General features: G+C 63.3%; 21 protein-coding genes and 1 pseudogene. 13 read left to right on the forward strand and 9 right to left on the reverse strand.

Features of this window, described 5'->3' with window-relative positions:
• Window positions 1-54: 54 nt before the first annotated feature.
• Both IPK66_13715 and IPK66_13720 read left to right on the forward strand, forming a co-directional pair.
• Entirely contained in the window at window positions 55-501 is a 447-nt protein-coding gene (locus IPK66_13715) for a hypothetical protein (GenBank protein ID MBK8176272.1), read from the forward strand.
• Between the two features lie 63 nt (window positions 502-564).
• Entirely contained in the window at window positions 565-1,701 is a 1,137-nt protein-coding gene (locus IPK66_13720; GenBank protein MBK8176273.1) for a GAF domain-containing protein, read from the forward strand.
• Between the two features lie 30 nt (window positions 1,702-1,731).
• On the opposite strand, the gene IPK66_13725 is transcribed toward IPK66_13720, so the two are convergent.
• On the reverse strand, window positions 1,732-2,256 hold the full coding sequence (locus IPK66_13725; GenBank protein ID MBK8176274.1) for a DUF4405 domain-containing protein: 525 nt from the start codon (window positions 2,254-2,256) through the stop codon (window positions 1,732-1,734).
• Window positions 2,257-2,358: 102 nt separating this feature from the next.
• Window positions 2,359-2,877 carry an Rrf2 family transcriptional regulator gene (locus tag IPK66_13730; GenBank protein MBK8176275.1) on the reverse strand — a complete coding sequence of 173 codons (519 nt, stop codon included), beginning with the start codon at window positions 2,875-2,877 and terminating at the stop codon, window positions 2,359-2,361.
• A 142-nt stretch (window positions 2,878-3,019) separates the two neighbouring features.
• Between IPK66_13730 and IPK66_13735 the strand changes: the two genes are divergently transcribed.
• Window positions 3,020-3,415 (forward strand): hypothetical protein, encoded by a 396-nt coding sequence (locus tag IPK66_13735; protein ID MBK8176276.1) that lies wholly within the window; start codon window positions 3,020-3,022, stop codon window positions 3,413-3,415.
• A 310-nt stretch (window positions 3,416-3,725) separates the two neighbouring features.
• Here the strand turns inward: IPK66_13735 and IPK66_13740 are convergent, their stop codons facing one another.
• A complete protein-coding gene (locus IPK66_13740) occupies window positions 3,726-4,154 on the reverse strand; it encodes a MaoC family dehydratase (protein MBK8176277.1) in 429 nt (142 codons plus the stop codon).
• 524 nt (window positions 4,155-4,678) lie between these two features.
• Window positions 4,679-5,665 carry a hypothetical protein gene (locus tag IPK66_13745; GenBank protein MBK8176278.1) on the reverse strand — a complete coding sequence of 329 codons (987 nt, stop codon included), beginning with the start codon at window positions 5,663-5,665 and terminating at the stop codon, window positions 4,679-4,681.
• A gap of 257 nt (window positions 5,666-5,922) precedes the next feature.
• Here IPK66_13745 and IPK66_13750 point away from each other — a divergent pair, with 257 nt between their 5' ends.
• From IPK66_13750 to IPK66_13790, 9 genes and pseudogenes are all read left to right on the forward strand, one after another.
• Entirely contained in the window at window positions 5,923-6,684 is a 762-nt protein-coding gene (locus IPK66_13750; GenBank protein ID MBK8176279.1) for a sulfite exporter TauE/SafE family protein, read from the forward strand.
• Between the two features lie 467 nt (window positions 6,685-7,151).
• Complete coding sequence (locus IPK66_13755; GenBank protein MBK8176280.1) at window positions 7,152-8,867, forward strand: 2-oxoacid:acceptor oxidoreductase subunit alpha; 1,716 nt, start codon at window positions 7,152-7,154, stop codon at window positions 8,865-8,867.
• Between the two features lie 3 nt (window positions 8,868-8,870).
• Window positions 8,871-9,710, forward strand: a complete 840-nt coding sequence (locus IPK66_13760) for a 2-oxoacid:ferredoxin oxidoreductase subunit beta (protein MBK8176281.1) — start codon at window positions 8,871-8,873, stop codon at window positions 9,708-9,710.
• 93 nt (window positions 9,711-9,803) lie between these two features.
• A complete protein-coding gene (locus IPK66_13765) occupies window positions 9,804-10,340 on the forward strand; it encodes a ferritin family protein (GenBank protein ID MBK8176282.1) in 537 nt (178 codons plus the stop codon).
• Window positions 10,341-10,486: 146 nt separating this feature from the next.
• Window positions 10,487-11,677, forward strand: a complete 1,191-nt coding sequence (locus tag IPK66_13770; GenBank protein MBK8176283.1) for an SBBP repeat-containing protein — start codon at window positions 10,487-10,489, stop codon at window positions 11,675-11,677.
• Window positions 11,678-12,096: 419 nt separating this feature from the next.
• Window positions 12,097-13,192, forward strand: a pseudogene (locus IPK66_13775) (IS1595 family transposase).
• A gap of 201 nt (window positions 13,193-13,393) precedes the next feature.
• Complete coding sequence (locus IPK66_13780) at window positions 13,394-13,951, forward strand: sigma-70 family RNA polymerase sigma factor (protein ID MBK8176284.1); 558 nt, start codon at window positions 13,394-13,396, stop codon at window positions 13,949-13,951.
• Window positions 13,948-14,586, forward strand: a complete 639-nt coding sequence (locus IPK66_13785; GenBank protein ID MBK8176285.1) for a DUF1109 family protein — start codon at window positions 13,948-13,950, stop codon at window positions 14,584-14,586. The genes IPK66_13780 and IPK66_13785 overlap by 4 nt, the downstream gene beginning before the upstream one ends.
• Window positions 14,583-14,738, forward strand: a complete 156-nt coding sequence (locus IPK66_13790) for a hypothetical protein (GenBank protein ID MBK8176286.1) — start codon at window positions 14,583-14,585, stop codon at window positions 14,736-14,738. The genes IPK66_13785 and IPK66_13790 overlap by 4 nt, the downstream gene beginning before the upstream one ends.
• A 266-nt stretch (window positions 14,739-15,004) precedes the next feature.
• Here IPK66_13790 and IPK66_13795 read toward each other — a convergent pair whose 3' ends face one another.
• The 3 genes from IPK66_13795 to IPK66_13805 form a co-directional block, all read right to left on the reverse strand.
• Window positions 15,005-15,514 carry a methyltransferase domain-containing protein gene (locus tag IPK66_13795; GenBank protein ID MBK8176287.1) on the reverse strand — a complete coding sequence of 170 codons (510 nt, stop codon included), beginning with the start codon at window positions 15,512-15,514 and terminating at the stop codon, window positions 15,005-15,007.
• A gap of 190 nt (window positions 15,515-15,704) precedes the next feature.
• Window positions 15,705-15,881 (reverse strand): CsbD family protein, encoded by a 177-nt coding sequence (locus tag IPK66_13800; protein ID MBK8176288.1) that lies wholly within the window; start codon window positions 15,879-15,881, stop codon window positions 15,705-15,707.
• A 262-nt stretch (window positions 15,882-16,143) separates the two neighbouring features.
• Window positions 16,144-16,692: a hemerythrin domain-containing protein gene (locus IPK66_13805; protein ID MBK8176289.1), complete on the reverse strand. Its 549-nt coding sequence runs from the start codon at window positions 16,690-16,692 to the stop codon at window positions 16,144-16,146.
• Window positions 16,693-16,968: 276 nt separating this feature from the next.
• On the opposite strand from IPK66_13805, the gene IPK66_13810 reads away from it, so the two are divergent.
• Complete coding sequence (locus IPK66_13810) at window positions 16,969-17,643, forward strand: Fe2+-dependent dioxygenase (protein ID MBK8176290.1); 675 nt, start codon at window positions 16,969-16,971, stop codon at window positions 17,641-17,643.
• A 90-nt stretch (window positions 17,644-17,733) separates the two neighbouring features.
• Here the strand turns inward: IPK66_13810 and IPK66_13815 are convergent, their stop codons facing one another.
• Both IPK66_13815 and ftsY read right to left on the reverse strand, forming a co-directional pair.
• Window positions 17,734-19,083, reverse strand: a complete 1,350-nt coding sequence (locus IPK66_13815) for an adenylate/guanylate cyclase domain-containing protein (protein MBK8176291.1) — start codon at window positions 19,081-19,083, stop codon at window positions 17,734-17,736.
• A 219-nt stretch (window positions 19,084-19,302) separates the two neighbouring features.
• Window positions 19,303-20,367, reverse strand: a complete 1,065-nt coding sequence (ftsY, locus tag IPK66_13820) for a signal recognition particle-docking protein FtsY (protein MBK8176292.1) — start codon at window positions 20,365-20,367, stop codon at window positions 19,303-19,305.
• Window positions 20,368-20,390 lie beyond the last annotated feature (23 nt).

Genomic DNA, 20,390 nt, shown 5'->3' on the forward strand with positions numbered 1-20,390 from the left:
GACGAAATGGTATGGCGGGTGCTAGCTGCGCTCGGAAATTCGAATCGGGAACCAATGTGCCGTCATCGTTCACAGTTGCGCGCCGGAGGACTGGCGATCCTGGTGTCCGCGGGGTTGCTTGGCGCCGTTGTCGTCACCGCGTCTGAACCAATTGTCCCGGCCCCGCCCGCCGGTAAACGGCCGGCGGCTGAGCCGGCTGTTCCGGCGTCCGCCGTGGTCGAAGCGATTGCCCGATCGTGCAATGAGAAGCGCTACTCCGACGTGGGCGATGATCTGCACTCGTCATTGCGGCACATCTGGATCGATATCGGCTACCGCGTTGCGGACTTTTGTGAGGCTCTGACCAAGGCATACACGCTGAAAAGCGTGCATATCGATAGGCAGGAACGCACCGGCAATTACGCGATCGTATTCGCGACATATCTTTATTCTGATGGCAGCGAAACCATCGACCGGGCGGCGTTGCTTGCGGAAAAGGGCGCCTGGAAGCTCGCCAACTGACCCCGTGTTCGTGCGAAATCCACAACCGCGATGCGTGCGTGGGTCGGCGCTCGAGGAGGCCCAATGCCAAGCATGAAGACGCTGCGCGATCGTCTGGATCAGTTCGGGGCCGCCGCCGTCGTCCGGCCGGACGTCGACGAGCTCTTGCAGGTCGCCTGCCAGGAGATCGCCGATGCGCTTAATGTGAGCCATGTCAAGGCGTTGGAGTATCTCCCTGGGGAGAAATCGCTGCTCATCCGCGCCGGCGTTGGCTGGTCCGATCACGTTGTCGGAGAGGTGCGACTGGCGGCGGGATTTGAGTGTGCCGCCGGCTTCACCTTGCAGACGGGCAAGCCGACGATTTCGGAAGACCTGCTGAGCGAACAGCGGTTTCACGTCCCGCAACTGCTGTTCGATCACGGCGTGCGGTCGGTGGTCAACGTCCTGATAAAATTCGACGACCTCGTCTTCGGCGTGCTCGAGGCGGACAGCGACCAGGCGCGCCATTTCGGCGACGAAGACATCCAGACACTCCAAGGGTTCGCCAACGTCCTTGCCCTCGTCATCGCCCAGGCGCGAACGGCGAAGGCCAACTATGAGCTGTCGGTCAAGCTGGAGACGCTCCTGCGCGAACTCGCCCATCGCACGCGCAATAACAACCAGCTGCTCATGTCGATGGTCTCGCTGCAAAAGGCCAAGGCGACGATCATGGAGGTCGTGCATGCGCTCGACGACGTTCTTGCCCGGATCACCGTCCTGAATGCGATCGACGAGCTGCTGTCATTCGTCGACGATACCGAGTTCGTCGACGTTCCGTCCTACATCAATTCGCTGTCCGGCAAAATTTTCTCGTCTCTCTCCGATTCGTCGCAAGGTATCCGTCTGGTCACCGACCTCGAAGATGGGGTGCTGACCCGGTCGGTGGCGCAAAGTGTCGCGGTTATCGTCAACGAATTCATTACCAACAGCTTCAAGTATGCGTTCAAGGACGGTGGTGTGCTCTCGATCCGCATGCAGATCGATAAGGAGATGGCGGTGTTCGAGTTAGCCGACGACGGGCCCGGAATCCCGGCGTCAGCGCAGCCCGGCCTGGGTTCTCAAATCATGGATGCGATGGCGGCGCAGATCGACGCCAAGCTCGACTGGCTGCCGGGACCGGGCGCCAAGCTGCGCCTGTTGATTCCTCGGGCGACACCTCCGTCCTGTGACGAGACCGCCTGACCGAGGTCCGCGCGACGCTGGTGGTTTGGATTAGCGCTGCCCATTGTGAATTGGCCGATTGTTTCCAAGTCCGTCGTGTCCGGGTGATGTCGGGCCCGCGCCCCAGACGTCGCGCGCCTCCTGGCGCGCATCGAACAGGTAGCTGATCGGCGGCATCGGCCGGATCGCCGCAGCGACGAGCAGTGCGCACAGGAGTACAACGATGACTGGCTCGATCCGGAATGTGGAGCGCTGTGCAGGCGTGCTTGCCATTTGGGACGCGGCGGCTTGGATCGTTGCCCGGCGCGCGGCGATCCGTTGTTGCAGGTAGTGGGCAAGAGGCTTGCGATTCAACCAGATGTGCGCGACCGCCGCGCACAGGAAAAACAGGCCGAAGGCCGTGTGCAGGTTCTGCCATTCCCACTTGTCGAGGAACATCACGTGCCAATCGAGCGCGCGGGCGGTTCGCCCGCTCGGCGTGAAATAAAGCACGATTCCACTGGTGACGAGGACGGCAAAGGTCGCCAGCATGAAAAGCGCGGTCAATGGCCGGGATCGCGTGGGTGCGTTGTGCATCGGTTCCTCCCTTCGCGCATCCGCCGGCTGGCTCGCCGCGGGAGTGACGATGCGCGAGCTTTCTCACGTCGCGGACGGCCGCTCCGCTCTCGCCGCGCCGGCTCAGGCGCCGACCGACCGCGTCCGTTCCGCCGCCGTCTCGCCGCTTTGATGCGCCGGGCTGGTGGGCTGCGGTAAAGCCTCGCCGGCCGGCATGCCCAGAAGCGGCGCGAGCCGTTCGGGTGATTGCACCAGATCGGCCAGCGTGTAGCCGTCCAGCACCGCGAAGAAGGCAGCGAGTGCCTCGCCAAGGGCATGGCGTAGCTTGCACTCGGGTCGCAGCGGGCAGGTGCTGGTCAGCGGATCGAAACATTCGACCAGTGTCATTTCGCCTTCGGTATGCCGGATGACGTCACCGATTCGGATTGCCTCGGGCGGCATGGCCAGCCGCACGCCCCCATTCCGTCCGCGCACAGTCTCAAGATAACCGCGGCGCGACAACTCGCCGGCGGCCTTCTTCAAATGATCGTACGAGATGCCGTAGGCGCGCGCGATTTCCGGAACACCGCTGGGTGGATCGCCGCGCAGCGCCGCGTACATCAAGATGCGGATCGCAAAGTTGGAAAACTGGGTCAATCTCACCGGCGTGCGCCTCACCTCAATAAACAGGTATATACTATACCATAATTTGCAGTGGGTGTATAATAGGGAGTTTTCCGATGGAAGGTGCGGGATGCCTGGGCCTGCGAGGCAAGGTGGCACACCGCGCCGAGAGGAGGGCGCGATGAATATCATGACTTGGAAACGGAACCTGATCGAGGAGATCGAAGCGGCGGCGGAGCGGCGGACCCAGGAGATTTTCGCCGATGCCGGGGAGGAGCGGCGAGCGATTCAGAGCCAGGAGACGCTGCTCGGCCTTGCCGCGGCACTCCGGGCCATGCCGGACGATGAAGCGCACTTGGCGGCGCTGTTCACCGAGGAGGCGGAGATGGCGGCTGTCGACGGCGGTGCTCCGGGTGAAGCCGAACACCGGTTCCATGAGGCCAAGGAGGATCTGCTGCGTCTGATCGGCTTCGAGCAGGAACCGTTCGCGACGGCGGACGCTTTCCTTGACGCCGTGCGTGGCCGTGCCGACGAAATCATCGCCGAATATCGGCTCGTGGCGGCCGTTCCGGCCTGACCGTCCTTTAACGGCGACGCGTGGGATCGGTTCACCCGGCTACACGCGTCGTCGATTCGTCGCACCTGTCGGGATCACAACGGCATGGCGAACCGCTACGGCCCGAGCGGCGGTCTCGCACAAAATACCGTCCGCGTGCCCCATGAACGGCGCGAAGGCGGCCCACGGAAGCACGCGGCAACGGTATAAGGTTTCTCGTACCTTCCCTCTCGGGGAGAGTATGGCAAATTATCCACAAAAGCTATCGGGAATTATCTGACCCGGCAGTAAGCCAATGCGGCTGGACAGCGACTGCGCGAGCAAGGCGCAATCAACTGCGGGTCGGCACCATGATCAAGGCTTCACCGTCGATCACTTTCTTGTCGCCGACGGTGCAAATCGTCTCGCACTCGACGAATTTCTTCTCTGGAACCAGTTTTTTGATCGTAACCCGTGCCATGAGCGTATCGCCGATTTTCACCGGGGCTTTGAACTTCAAGGTTTGACTGACGTAGATGCAGCCCGGTCCGGGAAGTTTCGTGCCGAGGACGGCGGAAATGAACGATGCGCCGATCATGCCGTGAGCGATGCGCGATTTGAACATCGTCGTCTTGGCGAATTCCTCGTTGATGTGCACGGGGTTGTTGTCGCCGGAAACGCCCGCAAATGTATAGATGTCGGCCTCGGTGATCGTCTTGCCGAACACCGCGGTCATACCTTCCTTTAGGTCTTCGAAATAGTAGCCGTGCAAATCGTCCATCGTTCCCTCCCTCATTGCCGGCTCTGTGCCCGTTGGCGCGCCGCCGGTTCAACCGTCCGGCGATCCTAGTCGCCGTCCGCGTCGCCGGCAAGGCGCTCCCGTCCGCGGCGTCGGCGAACGCCATCGCCCACGGCGGACGTCGCGCAATGCGGCGGGGCTGTCGCGGATGCAGTCTGTGGGCAGGAAGCGCGGCAAATCGAACAAAAGAGACTTATTTATCGAACAATAGGCGACCACCGCTCGCTCCACGACTTCGACTATACCCCAAAATAGGCATTAATTATGGCAATGATTCGCACGTCGCCAATGACGGCGCGCCAGTCGCTCAGGCAACAGTGGCGCTGATGAACGTGGCGGCGAGGTAAAGAATCCCGGCAAGCCAGACGAGGAGCGGAGCGTCGCTTGCTCGGAGAGGTCTGCGGCTATGCCCGGCGGCGTCGGCGATCCTTGACGATGCCACTTGGCCCGCCGGATGCCGTCAGGCGCCATTCGCGCCATCATTGCCGGTGATGGAGCTATTGAAACTAGCGAATGTAATTAACCAAGCTGAGTTGATTGATTTGGGCTGTCATCGAATAGGTCGCTTCAAGCTGGGTCCGCAAAAGCGACAACTGGCTCGCCGCCTGCGCAACGTCTGTCTGTTCGATGTCGTTGATCTGCGACTGAAGCATCGCCAGCGTCGTCTCGTGATGCGTGGTCGTGCTGTCGACCAGCGCCTGGTTCGTTCCGTTCGCTGAAATCAGTGCATTCGCCTGGCCGACACCACTGGTCAATAACGCCGCGGCATTGCGGATGACCGTGGTGTACTGGGCATCGGTCGTATCGACGCCGTTGGGCTCAGGCGTGAGCGCCATCGTCGCCAAGCCCTGTAAAATGTTTTGGAAACTTTGGTCAGAAGCTAGAATGCCATAGTCTATTTTCTGGTATTGGTCAATAGGTGTCGGAGGAATGGCGTTTCCGCCTTGGTAAAAATTACTCGATGTCGCGTAAAATGTCTGTATTTCTGTCTCTACAGCGGAGGCATCAAGCGGATTTGCAAGACCAGATATGTTGGCCTGTACATCAGTATACTGTGTTGAAACCATAGGAGATGTGCTTGTGGCGTCTCCTGAAAATAACGCGCGCCCACCGACCGCTGTCTGCAACGCATTCAACACAGAATTAAATGCGCTCTTGGCGGTATTTATGAGAGCATTACGCTCCGTATCCGTCGATGTCATCGCGTAGGCTTGATTTTTGACAGCCTCGGCGGCATCGCGAATCGTCGTCATGGCTTGATCCATTGCCGATAGGCGCACGGCATGAATCTTATTATTTTCCATGTAGGTATTGATCGTATTCGCCTCATTGTGAAGGGCGATGTTGATGCCGGCCTGCGTTCCAAGATCAGAAAACGAGTTGGCCTTCTGGCCCGTTGCCACCTGTTGCTCGAGCCGTTGAATATCCGCATTCATCGTGGTCATGCGGGAGGACAAAAACGTGTTCATCGCGAGCGTCGAGAGAACCTGCATGACCGTTCCTTCTTGTGGCAGCCGAAAAGAAAATGGATGCCTTCCTCGAAATTACCCATTTTCCGATTAACGGATCGTTAATCGTCCATTGACGGTGCGGCGATCGGTTCGTGGCCGGCGCCTCGATGGCGGCGCAACGCTCGCGCCCTGCCTGGCGACTTGAATCCATCGAGCACGCGTGCGAGGTGATGGCCACAATAGAGGCCACTTAACGCCGCACCGATTCCTTCCCACCGCAAACTGATCGGCGCCCAATTATGGATCTGCAGAGCATTGCCCTTCTCGTCGGCGCCGGCATTCTCGGAGGCGGCATTAACGCCATCGCCGGCGGCGCGACCTTTTTTACCTTCCCGGCGATGATGGCCGCCGGGCTGGGCGCGGTAGCGGCGAACGCTTCGAACACCGTGGCCTTGGCGCCGTCCAGCTTTGCCGCTTTCATCGCCATGCGCCGGCACCTGCCGGCCGCCCGCCACCTGATGGTGTCCTTTCTCATTCTTGGCGTCGTCGGCGGCGCTCTTGGCGCCTGGCTGGTGCTGTGGCTCGGCGACGCGCGCTTTCGCGCCTGCGTGCCATGGCTGCTGCTCATGGCGACGGTGCTGTTCGCCGCGGGGCCGTGGCTGGTGCGGACGATGAAGCGGGCGGACCTGCATCACGAGCGCCCGTCCGTGCGTGTCGCCGGTCTCGTGCTGCAGGCCGGCATCGGCATTTATGGCGGATTCTTCGGCGCCGGAATGGGCATGGTCACCCTGGCAGGGCTCAATCTGCTCGGCCTCGACGATATCCGGGTGATGAACGCGTTAAAGAACCTATTCACGTCGATGTGCAACGGTATTGCCATCGTCGTCTTCGTCCTTGCCGGGGTGGTGAGCTGGCCGCACGCCTTCGTGATGATGGCGGGCGGCCTCGTCGGCGGCTATCTCGGCGGTCATCTCGGCAACCGCCTGCCGGCGGCATACGCGCGGATCGTCGTCACCCTCGTCGGCACTGTCCTGACCATTGCCTACTTCATCGAAAGTTAGCCCCACTTCGCCCTGTCGCATCTGACCGCATGCCCTGTGCGGGGGAGGGGGCGATTTGATCGGGCCGGCGCGACGCGCGATAAGCCCGGCAGATAAGAAGGCGTTGCGGTCGCAAAGGCATATTGGTTGCAAGATGGAAGACCGTCTGATCGAAACAGACTCTGTGCCAAGCGCATCGAGAAGACGCATTCGTGGGGTCAGCGTGGTCGCAAGCTTGTTTTGAGAGCGATCGGAACCGGATAGCCGGTATCGGGTGGAAAAGCGCGTCGCCCTTAGCGTGGGACAAACAGGGAAAGCGGGCGCCTCCAGCAGGGTCCGTGGCGCCCAAATGGGCAGCAGGAGGCTCGCGTATGCGCATCGACACGGGTATACAGCGAGCGTGAACCGCGTTCGATCGGCTGGTGTCATCAACGGGTGGCCGCAACGGTAAAAGCGAGAGGCAAGCCGCATGTGGGAGAATAATAGTCGTGTCTGGTGAAACCGTATCGATCGCGATCACCGGTGCCGGTGGCGCCGGAGTGATGACGGCATCGCAGATGCTCCTCGACGCTGTCGCAAAGGAGGGCCTTTATGGTCTGATGGGTCGTTCGTCGGGTCCGCAGATCCGCGGCGGCGAGGTGGCGGCATTTTTGCGCCTCGGCACGCGTACCGTCGAGTGCCTCGATGACCGTTTCGACATCATGGTCGCGCTCGACTGGCTGAACGTCGAGCGGTTTTCGGCGGAGATCCCGCTCGATGCCAAGAGTCTGGTGCTCTGCGACGCCGATGCCGGCGAGCCACCGGCGCGGATTGTCGCCAGTGGAGCGCGCCTCGTGGCACTGCCGCTGCAGGAAACGGTCAATTCGTTGCCTGGCGGGCGAATGAACATGGTCGGCCTCGGGCTGGTCTCGGCGCTTCTCGGCGTCGGCGCAGATACGATCGTCGCCGTCGTTACCAAGTCCCTCGGCAAACGCGGCCAGGCGGTGCTCGATGCCGGCATCGCCGGCGTCAATGCCGGCGCCGCCCTGATCGACGGCATCGATACGTCGGTCTACCGGCTGGAAGCGCGGGCGATCGCAACCGAGCGCTGGAACATCAGCGGCAACGAGGCGGCCGGCCTTGGCGCGGTGCGCGGTGGCGTGCGCTTCGTCGCCGCCTACCCGATCACACCGGCCACGGAAATCCTCGAGTGGCTGGCGCCCAACCTCGAGAAGGTCGGCGGTGTTCTGGTGCAGGCCGAGGACGAACTCGCCTCGATCAACATGATCATCGGCGGCTCGTTCGGCGGCACGCCGTCGCTGACCGCGACCTCCGGGCCGGGTCTCGCGCTGATGACCGAAGCGATCGGGCTTGCGGTCGCCTCCGAAACGCCGATCGTCGTCATCGACGTGATGCGCGGCGGTCCCTCGACCGGCATTCCGACCAAGTCCGAGCAGAGCGATCTGAATATCGCCCTTTACGGTCTCCACGGCGACGCGCCGCACATCGTTACCGCGGCGAACTCGATCTCCGACTGCCTGTTTACGGCACAGTGGTCGGTGCACCTCGCCGAGCAGCTTCAGGTCCCGGCGATCGTGCTCACGGACCAGTTGCTCGGTCAGTCGCGGGCGATCGTCGACCGTCCCGCGGACATCGCCTTCCTTGGCAAGCGCGAGATGGCCTCCGGCGCGCTCGACACCTATCAGCGCTACGCGGTGACCACCTCGGGTGTCTCGCCGATGGCGATTCCCGGCACGCCCGGTGGCGAGTACGTCGCCGACGGCCTCGAGCATGCCGTCTCCGGGCGGCCCTCTTCCGGCGCTGAGGATCACACGACGCAGCTCGACAAACGGGCGCGCAAGATCGAAGAGTTCGATTACGGCCAGCACTGGGCGGAAATCGCCGGCGACGGTCCGCTCGCCGTTCTGACCTGGGGCTCGTGCGCCGGTCCGGTACGCGAGGCCTGCGCGCGGGCCGAAGCAATGGGACTCCGTATCCGGCTCATCTGCTTGCGGCTGCTGGCCCCGGCGCAGGTCGACGCCCTGGAGGCGGCGCTGGAAGGAGTCGAACGCGTGCTGGTGGTCGAGCAGAGCCACTCCAAGCAGTTTTACCGCTATCTGCGTGCCCACTACGATTTGCCGCGCGACGTGCGCGTGCTCAGCCGGCCCGGACCGCTGCCCATCCGTGCCGGCGAAGTCCTCGAACACCTGCAGTCCTGGAGCTGATTGATGACGGCACACTCCGAACAGTCCGCACCGCCTTCCCCCGGAGACTACAAGTCCGACTATCGGCCGGTCTGGTGTCCCGGTTGCGGCCATTACTCCGTGCTGTCCTCGGTCACCAAGGCCCTCGCGGAGCTCGCGCCCAAGCGCGAGGACGTCGCCGTCATCTCCGGTATCGGCTGCTCGTCGCGCATTCCCGCCTATACGAGCGTCTATGGCTTCCATTCGATCCACGGCCGCTCGCTGCCGGTGGCGACGGGGCTGAAGGTGGCGCGGCCCGACCTGATGGTGATCGTCTGCGGCGGCGATGGCGACGGCTACTCGATCGGCGGCAACCACTTCATCCATGCCTGCCGGCGCAATGTCGATCTCACCTACGTGGTGATGGACAACCAGGTCTATGGCATGACCAAGGGCCAGGCCTCGCCGACGACGCCGGCGGACTGGAAAAAAAGCAAGCTGACCCCGCACGGCACCGGCGTCAGCCCGTTCCATCCCCTGGCGGTTGCGCTCGCCGCCGGCGCCAACTTCATCGCCCGCTGCTATGCCGGCGATCCCAACGGCACGGCGCGCGTGATCACCGAGGCGGTGCGTCATCCGGGCTTCTCGATGGTTCAGGTGTTGAGCCAGTGCGTGACCTACCAGCCCGGACAGAAAGAGTGGAAGACGACGGTGCGCAAGTCCGACCTGACCGCGACCTCCTCGGTCGCCGAGGCGGCGAAATGGATGATGACCGACGACGGGCTCAGCACCGGCGTCCTTTACATCGGCAACCGGCCTGTCTACCGCCCGGCGCTGCAGGAAAGCGCCACCATTGACGACATCGAAACGTCGTTTGCCGTTTGAGGCGGCCGAACGCCGCGGCGCCCCCACCCGGGCACCGGGGCAGGGGATGCGCGGTGGGGGATCGCGAGATAAGACTGCAGAAGGAAGAAGGCCGTGTCGGAAGATATGAAGCTCTCGGGAGAAATCCATACCGTCGAGGAGTTCCTCGCGCACGCGCTGACCCTGGAAAACGAGGCCGCCGCCGGTTACCAGGAGATCGGCGACAGCATGGCGGTGCACAATAATCCCAAGGTCGCCGAACTGTTCTACAAGTTCGCCAAGTATGGGCGAATGCATGCCGATGAGGTCAGATCGCTCGCCGAGGGGCTGTCGCTGCCGCATATCGCGCCATGGGATTTCATCTGGGAGGACGGGGAGAGCCCGGAGGCGCCGGCGGCGGAAGATGTTCACTATATGATGACGCCGACGCAGGCACTGCAGCTCGCCCTGCAGGCCGAACGGCACGCCCACAACTTCTATGCCGCCGTCGCAAAGGCCTCGCAGGACGAGAAGATCCGCGGCCTGGCCTCGGAATTCGCCGCCGAGGAGGCCGAGCACGTCCGCCTGCTCACCGAATGGATCAAGCATTACCCGACGACGGTCGACGCCAACTGGGACTTCGACCCCGACCCGCCGTCGATGCCGGAATAAGCATCGGCGGCGAAGATCAAGCGCGGGCGCTGTCATTAAAATCGATCGCGCGCGATCGGATGACCCCTGTCCATCGCACGGTGCCTTCGGTTAGGCTGTCGTGCGTCGGCCCGGACGGCCACGGAAGAGACGGGAGGGGGTTTTTGATGACGCAATGGAACGTCTGGCGCGCCGCGTGCGGCGCTCTGATCGCGATCACCGGGCTTGGCTGCGGCGCAGCGGTTGCCGCCGGGGCCGATCCGCAATGGATCGCGCAACTGGGATCACCCGGATACGACTCCGCAAGCGGCATCGCCACTGACGCGGACGGCAACGTTTTTGTCGTCGGTTATACGAATGGCTATTTGGGCGGTTCCAAGAAGGGAAGCAACGATGCCTGGGTGACCAAGCTCGATGCGAGCGGCGAGGTGGTTTGGAAGCGCCAGCCGGGGACCACTTTTTCGGACCGGGCATGGAGCGTCGCCGTCGACGGCGACGGCAACGCCGTGGTCAGGGGAAATACCACTGATACCACCGGTGGCAGGACCAACTATGGTTGGGTCACCAAGTTCTCTGCGGATGGACCGGTGCTGTGGAGGCGGCGGGCGGAGCAGGCCGAGGGCATCGCCGTTGATGGCATCGGCAATGTCTATGTTCCAGGATCATCGATCACCAAATTCGATCCTGACGGAACCGTTGTGTGGAGGCGCCGGCTGCAAACCAACGACGGCAGCTCCCCCTATTCAAAAGCTGCGGCGACGGACGCGGAGGGCAACGTCTACGCGGTTGGCTGGATCGTCGGCTCGCTCTACGGTGCTCATAAGGGTGATTTCGACGGCTGGGTGGTCAAGTATGATGCCGACGGGCACCTTTTGTGGAAGCGTCAACCGGGAACGGCGGAGGAAGACCTTGCCACCGGTGTCGCCACGGATGTCAATGGCAACGTCTTCGTTGCCGGCCGCACGACGGGCGCGCTGGGTGGATCGCATAAGAGCGGCCCGGACGCCTGGGTGATCAAATACGACCCGGACGGGCGGCTGCTATGGAAGCGCCAGCCCGGCGCTACCGAGGATGCGACCGGTATCGCCACCGATGCGGCCGGCAACGCCTATGTCGTCGGCTACGATTACTCGAGTACCAACCGCGGAGAGATCTGGGTTCTGGCGCTCGATGCGGACGGGCGCTGGCTATGGCAGAGCCACTTCGGAACCGCCAACGAAGACCTCGCGTGGGGCGTCGCCACCGACCCCGCGGGCAACGTCTTCGTTGGCGGCGATACGTTCGGCTCGCTCGGCGGTACTAATTTGGGAACCTCCGATGCCTTTGTCGCGAAGTTCGCGGCGGCCGGCACGCCGTAATCACCACGGGCGAGCAATCGTTGCGCGGAGCGGAGAGCATGAAGAGTTGCGCACTCTCCTTCGCCGACCTCCGCTCCATGCCGATGGGCAGGCTCTCGACGCCCACGCCGGACTGACCCTGCGGGCCGGCAGGATCATGTTGGGTACGGCGCGGGTGGGGCGAGACTCGGCCGGACCGGCGGGGACTTGCGAAGGGCCGTCCCGGACGTCGGCGGTGGCCAATCCTCCATTATTTACCCTATGCCAACATGCGTGCGCGATGCCCGATCGGGTTGATCGATCGCGATGGAGATCCGGTGCGTTGCCGGTGCGGTCCGTGGCATCGTCCGCCGCGTTTACAAACAAAACGCAGCAAAATCGTTGAACAAAGCTGCTTTCTGGCTGATTCTAGTGACGTTCGGGATAGTCGGGTGGTGGCGATGTCAGATTTGGTTCGATCGACGCTGGCTGGGATCAGGACGGTCGATGACATGGTGCGAGCGTTCAGCGACGAGGAGCGCCGCCGCCGCCTGATGGAAAGCATGATCTGGCCGACCGGGCGGGTCTGTCCGGCGTGGATACCGACGTTCGATCGCGCTCGCCGGGCGGGATATGGGGAATTGGCGGGCGAGACCCGGTCTCTACCAGTGCTCGAACGGCAGTTGCCGGTTCCAGTTCACGGTGACGACACGAACGCCGCTGCACTCTACCAAGCTGCCGCTCGCCACTTGGTTGAAGGCGCTGTGGCTGACCCTGCAATCCGATAAGGGCTGTCGTCGGTGCGCCTGGCCGAGGCCCTCGGCGTGAGCCAACCCACGGCTTGGCGCATGGGGCACGCCCTCGGCTGATGATGGCGCGCGAGACCCAGCTGGAGGGAACGGTCGAGATCGACGAATTTTATCTTGGCGGCCGTCCGCGCAAACAGCGGGACACACCGCCGGTCGGCCGTGGCCGGAAAGGCCAGAAGCGGACGACCAAGGCGTGCGTCCTCGCGGTGGTCGAACGACCGCGTGACGCGGAGATCGGACGGTCCGGGTGGCGCACGGGCCTCGGTGGTGGTCGACCTCTCTGCCGTCGAGACCGAACGAGTCCTCGAGAAGGAGGTCGACGTGGCCGCGACCCATCTGATGAGCGATGCGTGGAGCACCTTTGCCGCCGTCGGCCAGAGCTTCGCAGCGCACGATACGGTTCAGCATGCCAAGCGCGAATATGCGCGCGGCACGGTCCACGCCAATTCCGTCGAGGGGTTCAATTCCCGCGTCCGCCGTACCGTCGCCGGCGTGTTCCATCATATCAGTCCGGAGCACGCCGACCTCTACTCCACGAGATGGGCTTCCGGTGGTCACAGGCGTCGTCGCGGGCCAGACCACCCGCCGGTCACCCCGTGGCCGGGAGCACGTTCGAACCCTCTGGGACCGCATCCCGCCTGCTATGCAACTCGTTGCGGTCCTCAGAACCGCCGTCGGCCGCCAACTCCGCCGAACCCGCAACGGCAGCATCTCGATCAAATCGCCAATCGCTGCGTTTTGCTTATAAACGCGTCGTCCGCTTCAGAGGTGTAGGTTCCCGTAAAGGTTCTGGTTCTGTCTGTGGGTGCTGGGGGCTCGGCGGCGACAAATTGCGCCGCCCGCGCAGGCGAAAAGTCGGCGAGCGGCTCTGGATCGTCTGTCTTCTTGCTGTAACTCTTGCCATTGCGCGTAACACTTTGGTGCCCTGCCGCGAAGGATTATGTGACGCGTGAGTGTTCCGGCGCGGGAAAAGGAATGGGCTCTATGGATGCGTTCGGCAATTTCCGGCGATGCGCTTGCGTATCGCCGCTTTCTCGTCGCCGTGACGCCGTTCCTGCGGGCGATGGCCTATCGGAACTTCCAGCGCGCCGGCGTCGGCAACGCCGATGCCGAGGACGTTGTTCAGGACGTGCTGCTCGCCATTCATCTCAAGCGACATACCTGGGATCAGGCGCGACCGATCGGGCCATGGGTTTCAGCGATCGCACGCAACAAGCTCATCGATGCCTTGCGCCGCCGTGGACGGCGGATTGAGGTGCCGATCGAAACGGTGATCGAAAACCTGAAGGCGGAGGAGGCGGATGACCATCTCAGCCGGCATGACATCGAACGCATGCTCGCCTCGCTCAAGGATCGGCAGCGTGACATCGTGCGTGCCCTTTCAGTCGACGGGTCGTCAGTGCGCCAGACGGCCGAGCGCTTAAACATGAGCGAAGGAGCGGTTCGCGTCGCGTTGCACCGGGCGCTGAAATCCCTCGCCGCGCTCTATCGGGACGATGCGTCGTGAGGACGGACGACCTGATCACTGCGGTTGTCCATGACGAGATCGTCGAACCTTGGACCATGAAACGGTCCTTCGCGCTGGCAATCGCGCTGGGGGTAGCGGTCGCCGGCACCACCTTTTTCCTCGCGATCGGCTTTCGTTCGGATATCGCTCAGGCCAGCGAGACGATCCGGTTTCTGTTCAAGTTCGTCATCACGCTGGGCCTGACGGCCACCGCGTCGGGCCTCGTGGTCCGTCTCGCCCGGCCGGGAGTACCGACTGCCGCCTGGGGGTGGGCGATCGCCTGCGTGCCGCTGGTGCTGGTGGGTGGCGTTATCGTCGAACTCGCGTTGATGCCCGTCTCCTCGTGGGGACCGCGGCTCGTCGGCACCAACGCGCGGTTTTGCCTGTCGCTGATCCCGCTTCTGGCGATCGGCCCCCTCGGCTGCTTTCTGCTCGCGTTGCGTCATGGCGCGCCGACGCGGCCACGGCTCGCTGGCGCGGTCGCGGGCCTTGCGGCGAGCGGCATCGCCGCGACGTTCTACGCGGCGAACTGCACCGACGACAGCCCCCTGTTCGTCGCCACCTGGTATCCGCTCGCAACCGGGATCGTCGTGCTGATCGGCTGCGGATTGGCAGGAAGGATGTTGCGCTGGTGATCGGCGCGGCGGCAAAGCGCGTTGCGCGCTTGATGGCAAAAAAGCGCGTTGCGCGCTTGATGGCAAAAAAGCGCGTTGCGCGCTTGACAGCAAAAAAGCCCGTTGCGCGCTGGCGCTGCGGTGCGTTCGCCTACGATCCGTCGACAGGCTAGGTTGCCTCGGCCGGGCGACGGCGTCGGGCGAAACGCCGGGCGAGGGCGCTCAATCGGCGCTGGGCAAAGCTTATTCCGTCCTGCATGGCGGCCGGCGACGATTTCACTGCGGCGCGAATGACACCGCGGGCCCCGTGTCGCGCCGACCACATGTCCGGGTGAACGTGGTTCGCCAATTCCGGTATGGTAATCAGGTCGGGAAAATTTACGGACCAGGAATAGAAAAGAGTGTTTTACCGATAGTACGTCGGGATATATTTCGTGGTTCAGATCAGGGGGCGTACGAAATAAAAACAGTAAAAACCCTCATGTTGAAACTTTGAAATCCAGTATGAATGGAACTGTTCATTGATATGTCCTTCGCCTCCCCGGTATGGGAGCGCGGCACTAAACAGGATATTGTCCGACATACCTGCGAGATCTTCAACGAATGTATCCGCGCGTCCCTCGTCGAGGTGCTCGCCGACCTCAAGGCTGACGACAAGATCCGTCTTGTCGGGAAGGGACAGGCGCGACGCCTGAAGATCCATCGCTTGAAACTCTTCGCGTTCGATGAGCAGCTTGGCGGGATCGACGTAGCTGCCGTCAAACCCGATAACCGTCTCGACGCCCAGTTGCTTGCTTGCGTGCAGCCACGTGCCGATTCCACGTCCGACGTCGCACACGCTTTTCGGTTGAATGAACTTGAACACGTGCTTCAGGACGGCCTCGGCCGCCCGCAGCGATCCAACGGATTGGCGATCGTAGGACGTATGATCGTAGTTGATGGTGCGCATTGGCCCCCCCTCTGCCCACAGACTCCTTCCCCACCACAAACTATGTGCGGACGAGGCTGCCATCGTCAATCGACGGCTGAGAGTCCCGCGGCTCGGCTGCCAAATGCGGGCCGCCCGGACCCCACGTCCCGCGGCACGAGGTCAGTGGTGTGACCCGCGGGCGTGACGTGGCCGGGCGTGCGCCGTTAAATCAGGCGTTTTCGCGGACGGCGTCCTTGGCTCCGCCCACCGTGCTTTCGACCTTGCCCTTCAGCTTGTCGGTCTCGCCTTCGGCCTTCAGCTTCTCGTCGCCGGTCAATTCGCCCACGCCTTTTTTGATATTCCCTTTGGCTTTATCCATCGCGCCGTCGATGCGGTCCTTATCCATGATCGAATTCCATTCCAGTTGCAGGAAACCGGCGCCTTGCCGGTGCACCCACGAATAACGGCGCAGGAAAGGAAAAGTTGCCCGCGGACATGCACAAACCGGCTACCGGGAACGGTGCCGCTTCGGCGCTCAATCGTGGGGGATGGGGCAGATGACGAGATTGGGTCCGCTGGGACCAGGGCGACCATTCATCGGCGATGATTGCGATCGCCTATGGCGATGATTGCGATCGCCTGTGGCGAGGATCGTGAAATTGCGCCGATCAGGCGAGATGCGGCTGCAGGTCGCGGTCGAACTGGTGTTGGGTCATGTGCTTGTGATCGGAGCGTTCGACCGCCAGGCGATGGTCGGTGTCGGCGTCGAGCAGGCAATCAAGTTGCCGCACCACGCCGAGTTCTTCCTTCTCCAGGTGCGCCATCATCTCGGCGATCAATTCGCCGCTGACGGCGCAGCATTCGGACCACAACCCGTTGCCCGGTCCGCGCGCGAGGATGGCACGAACGACGCTTTGGAGGCGGGCGACGATCGGCTCGATCGCGATATGCTCGTCGGTGAGCAGCATCGTCAGTTCGCTGCCGCCGCGGTCGCGGACAAGGGGAAACAGGACCGTTTCCTCAAAGGCGTGATGGACGAGGACCTGATCGAGGCCCAGGATCAAGGTTTCGAGCTGCCGCTTGTCGTCCGGGCAATTGGGATCGAGAGGCTGGAGGGCGGCTGTTCCCGTCGTCCGATTCTGCAGATCGCAGATCCAGACAACGATATGGAAATGCTCCTCGTGCAGGATCGCGCCCAACTCGGTGAGACTCGCCATCGCCTCCCAACCTCTTTCCGATCGATCCCTTGGGGATCTTGATCATTCGCTATTGCAGCACGTCAATCGCTGCAGTGCAATATCTTATGCGGTGATTCGCTGGCGGCGCTATGAAAGATCCGCGCTGCAGCAATGTTGTGGACGAGCTCTCGATCGGTTCAAGCCGCTGTCGGCGGGACAGCCAGGGGCGCGGGCGGGTGTTCACCGGCGCGCGTTGAGGCTGACGGCGCCAGCGCCTACACTCGCCGCAGTCGCCATCGCCAGGAAGGAGTGGTCATGCTGCTGGCGCTGCAAGGACTGTTGGCGTCGGGTGAAGTCGCGGAACTCGACCGCATCGCCGGTGAGGGGACGTTCGTCGACGGCGCCGTCAGCTCCCCCGGACTCGCCGCCCAGGGAATCAAGCGCAACGAGCAGCTCGCGCTGTCCTCGACGCATCAGGCGCGCGTCGATCAGATCGTGCTGGGAGCGCTCGATCGAAACGAGACGTTCCGCATTGCTGCCGTTCCCAAGCTGATCCGCCCGCCGGTGCTGTCGCGCTATCGCCCCGGAATGGCCTACGGCACGCATATTGACAATCCGGTGATGCGCAAGCCGACGCCGATGCGTCTCGATCTGTCGATCACCATCTTTCTGCGCGATCCGCGGAGTTACGACGGCGGCGAGCTCGTCGTCGAGACGCCCTACGGCGAGAAGCAGGTGAAGCTGCCCGCGGGCGATGCCGTCGTCTACCCGACAACGATGCTGCATCGCGTGGCTGAGATTACCCGCGGCGAACGGCTGGCGGCGGTAACCTGGATTCAGAGCATGGTCGCTGACCAGGCCAAGCGTTCCCTCCTCTACGAGCTGGCGCTGGTTAATCACTGGGTTCAGACGGCAGCGCCGCAGAGTCCACAACACCACCGGCTGAGCAACGTGCGCGCCAACCTCGTTCGCATGTGGGCGACGGACTGAGGCGTCGCCGCGCCGCTTCGCTCCAGAGCTTGTCGATGAACGCGGCGCTGGGCGAGGCGGCCTAAGCGCGGAACGGGCCGAGCCGGTGCCTCAGTCCATCGCGTCCACATCGGGCAGTGGCGGATCAACGACATAGACCGTAACCGGGCGAGTGCGGCCCCGCACCGTCAGCGTATCGATCCGCCGGCAGTGAAAGCCGGGGCCGGCAAGGGTGACGGTCTGCTCACTGGCAAGCACGTAGGTGCCGAACGTCTTGTTCAACTGCTCGAGCCGCGCCGCGATGTTCACTTCGTCACCATAGACGGTGAATAGGAGACGGTCATGGGTGCCGACGGCGCCGGCGATCAACCGTCCGGAATTGATGCCGCAGCGGGTGCGCAGCACCAGGTCATCATCGCCGAAGCGGCGTGAGGTGACTTCCCGCTGAATTCCAAGTGCCGTCGCGAGCGCGTGGCGCGCGTGGCGGGGATCTTCGTGGGCGGTATTGAAACCGATCAGCATCGCATCGCCCTGGTAGGCGATGATCGCTCCGCAATAACGGGCGGCGACGGCGGCGACGGCGGCGAAATAGGCGTTGAGCGCCTGCATTAATTGCGCGGGCGACAGCCGTTCCGAGATGCTCGAAAAACCTTCGATATCACAGAACAGTACCGTGGCGTCGAGCACGCGCCCGTCGCCTGGCTCGACCGGTCGCTCGGATGCCGCGATGTGGCTGACCACCTCGGGGGAGACGAAGCGGATAAGTTCGTCGCGTTCGGTCTCGTCGGCGAGGGCGCGCATCAAAAGGCGCCGGGCGCGCACCAAAGCCACGGTGATCACGGCGGTGACCAGCAGGATGCAAAGGATCTTTTCGACCTCGGCGCCAATCAGGATGTGGTTGGAGGTCAGGTAGACGACGTAATCGCGGGTGATCAGTGGCACGTTCGACGGCTCGGTGATCGCGTACCAGACGAGCAGGACCCAGCCGCCGGCGGCGGTCAGGCCGGCGGCGACGACATAGGTCGGCTCGAAGCGGAGCGCGCGCAAGGCGATGAGCAAAAAGACAAAGATCAGTGTCGACGACTTGAGGTAGAACGCCGCCGGTTGCGCGTACTGGATATGAAAACTCCAGATCAACAAAAGCAGCAGACTGACGTCGATGATCACCGAGCCGAGAAGAAACCATGGGGCGATAATCTGCCGGAGGGCGAGGAAAAGGCGGGCGATGGTGAACACCAGGTAGGTGCCGAGCACCCATGGCAACGGGCGGAACGATGTCTCGGCGGTCGTCTGGGGAGCAATCGTATAAAGGGCCCAGAAAAACACCACCAGGGCGAGCTGAACCCAGCCTGTGAGGATCTCCGCCTGGACCTGCTGGCGGGCAATCGCCTCACGGATGCGCTCCGGTATCTTTCCGATGACCGGACGCCCGAACACGAAGGCGAGGAAATCCGTCCACATTGTGTGGCATCCAAATCGTGGGGGGAGCGTGGCGCGGACGGGACCGGCCAGCCCGTGTATCCGCGCGCAGGACTGGCACGCGCGTATCTACGCGCAAGACTGGCAGAAGTCGCACGCTGGCGCAAAACGCCTCGATGTGATGAGGAGAAGGACGGCTAAGGGCGGCGCATCGGAGAAGTACGCGGGGCGGGCGTGACGAATCGCCGCCGCTTCACCTGCTCAGACGTCGAGGTCGAGCAGGCTGCGGGCGAAGGCACGGGCCTCGAAGGCGCGCATGTCGTCCAGTCCTTCGCCGACGCCGATGGCGTAGACCGGCAGGGCGAAGCGTTCGGCCAAGGCGACGACGACACCGCCTTTCGCCGAGCCGTCGAGCTTGGTGACGGCAAGACCGGAGACGTTCACCATCTCGCGGAACGCTTGGACCTGATTGTGGGCGTTCTGGCCGACCGTGGCGTCGAGGACGAGCAGGCAGTCGTGCGGCGCCCGCTCGTCGAGCTTCTTCAGCACCCGGCAGATCTTCTGCAACTCCTCCATCAGGCCGACCTTGTTGTGAAGCCGCCCGGCGGTATCGATGAGCAGGACGTGAGCCCCTTGCGCTTTCGCTTCCTCGTAGGCGGAGAAGGCGAGACTTGCGGCGTCGGCGCCGGTCGATCGGGCGATGACCCGGCAGCCGGTCCGCGCGCCCCAAATCTGCAATTGCTCGACCGCGGCGGCGCGGAAGGTATCGGCGGCGGCGAGCATGACGTCGAAGCCGACGGATTTGAACAGGTGGGCGAGCTTGGCGATCGTCGTCGTCTTGCCGCTGCCGTTGACGCCGCAGACGAGGATGACGTGCGGGCGAAAGGCGTCGTGGATGGCGATGGTCCGCGCGACAGGCTCGAGTATCTGGGCGATCTCGTCGGCCAGGGCGGCGCGGATTTCCGCGCCGTCGAGTTGTTGGTTGAACCGCGTCTTGGCGAGCGAGCGGGTGATCTTGCGTGCGGTCTCGACGCCGAGGTCGGCGGTGATCAGCAGGTCCTCGAGTTCCTCCAGCGCCTCGTCGTCGAGGCGTCGGCGATGGAACAGATCGCCGATCCCGCCGGCGAGCTTCGATGACGAGCGGCCGAGCCCACGCCGCAGGCGGCCCAGCCAGCGGTCGGGATCGTCTCGACGCTGAGCCGCGTCCGGCGCCGGGCTGTGCATCATTTGCAAAATTTCGGGTTGCGGTGGCGTGGGCGCCGGCATTTCGGGACCAGGCGCGCCGGGAACGGGAAGCTCGGGAATCGCGGGGCCGGGAGCCGGCATCTCCGGGCCGGGTGTTGCCGGCG

The organism is Rhodospirillales bacterium, assembly GCA_016712595.1.
Lineage (GTDB): Bacteria > Pseudomonadota > Alphaproteobacteria > Rhodospirillales > Defluviicoccaceae > Defluviicoccus.

Excerpts from the sequence above, each read along its gene's own strand:
- IPK66_13760 (MBK8176281.1), top strand. The coding sequence starts at position 8,871 with ATGACGGCACACTCCGAACAGTCCGCACCGCCTTCCCCCGGAGACTAC.
- IPK66_13740 (MBK8176277.1), bottom strand. The coding sequence starts at position 4,154 with ATGGACGATTTGCACGGCTACTATTTCGAAGACCTAAAGGAAGGTATG.
- IPK66_13735 (MBK8176276.1), top strand. The coding sequence starts at position 3,020 with ATGAATATCATGACTTGGAAACGGAACCTGATCGAGGAGATCGAAGCG.
- IPK66_13725 (MBK8176274.1), bottom strand. The coding sequence starts at position 2,256 with ATGCACAACGCACCCACGCGATCCCGGCCATTGACCGCGCTTTTCATG.
- ftsY (MBK8176292.1), bottom strand. The coding sequence starts at position 20,367 with ATGCCGGCTCCCGGCCCCGCGATTCCCGAGCTTCCCGTTCCCGGCGCG.
- IPK66_13795 (MBK8176287.1), bottom strand. The coding sequence starts at position 15,514 with ATGCGCACCATCAACTACGATCATACGTCCTACGATCGCCAATCCGTT.
- IPK66_13810 (MBK8176290.1), top strand. The coding sequence starts at position 16,969 with ATGCTGCTGGCGCTGCAAGGACTGTTGGCGTCGGGTGAAGTCGCGGAA.
- IPK66_13770 (MBK8176283.1), top strand. The coding sequence starts at position 10,487 with ATGACGCAATGGAACGTCTGGCGCGCCGCGTGCGGCGCTCTGATCGCG.
- IPK66_13805 (MBK8176289.1), bottom strand. The coding sequence starts at position 16,692 with ATGGCGAGTCTCACCGAGTTGGGCGCGATCCTGCACGAGGAGCATTTC.
- IPK66_13715 (MBK8176272.1), top strand. The coding sequence starts at position 55 with ATGTGCCGTCATCGTTCACAGTTGCGCGCCGGAGGACTGGCGATCCTG.
- IPK66_13800 (MBK8176288.1), bottom strand. The coding sequence starts at position 15,881 with ATGGATAAGGACCGCATCGACGGCGCGATGGATAAAGCCAAAGGGAAT.
- IPK66_13745 (MBK8176278.1), bottom strand. The coding sequence starts at position 5,665 with ATGCAGGTTCTCTCGACGCTCGCGATGAACACGTTTTTGTCCTCCCGC.
- IPK66_13720 (MBK8176273.1), top strand. The coding sequence starts at position 565 with ATGCCAAGCATGAAGACGCTGCGCGATCGTCTGGATCAGTTCGGGGCC.
- IPK66_13815 (MBK8176291.1), bottom strand. The coding sequence starts at position 19,083 with ATGTGGACGGATTTCCTCGCCTTCGTGTTCGGGCGTCCGGTCATCGGA.
- IPK66_13750 (MBK8176279.1), top strand. The coding sequence starts at position 5,923 with ATGGATCTGCAGAGCATTGCCCTTCTCGTCGGCGCCGGCATTCTCGGA.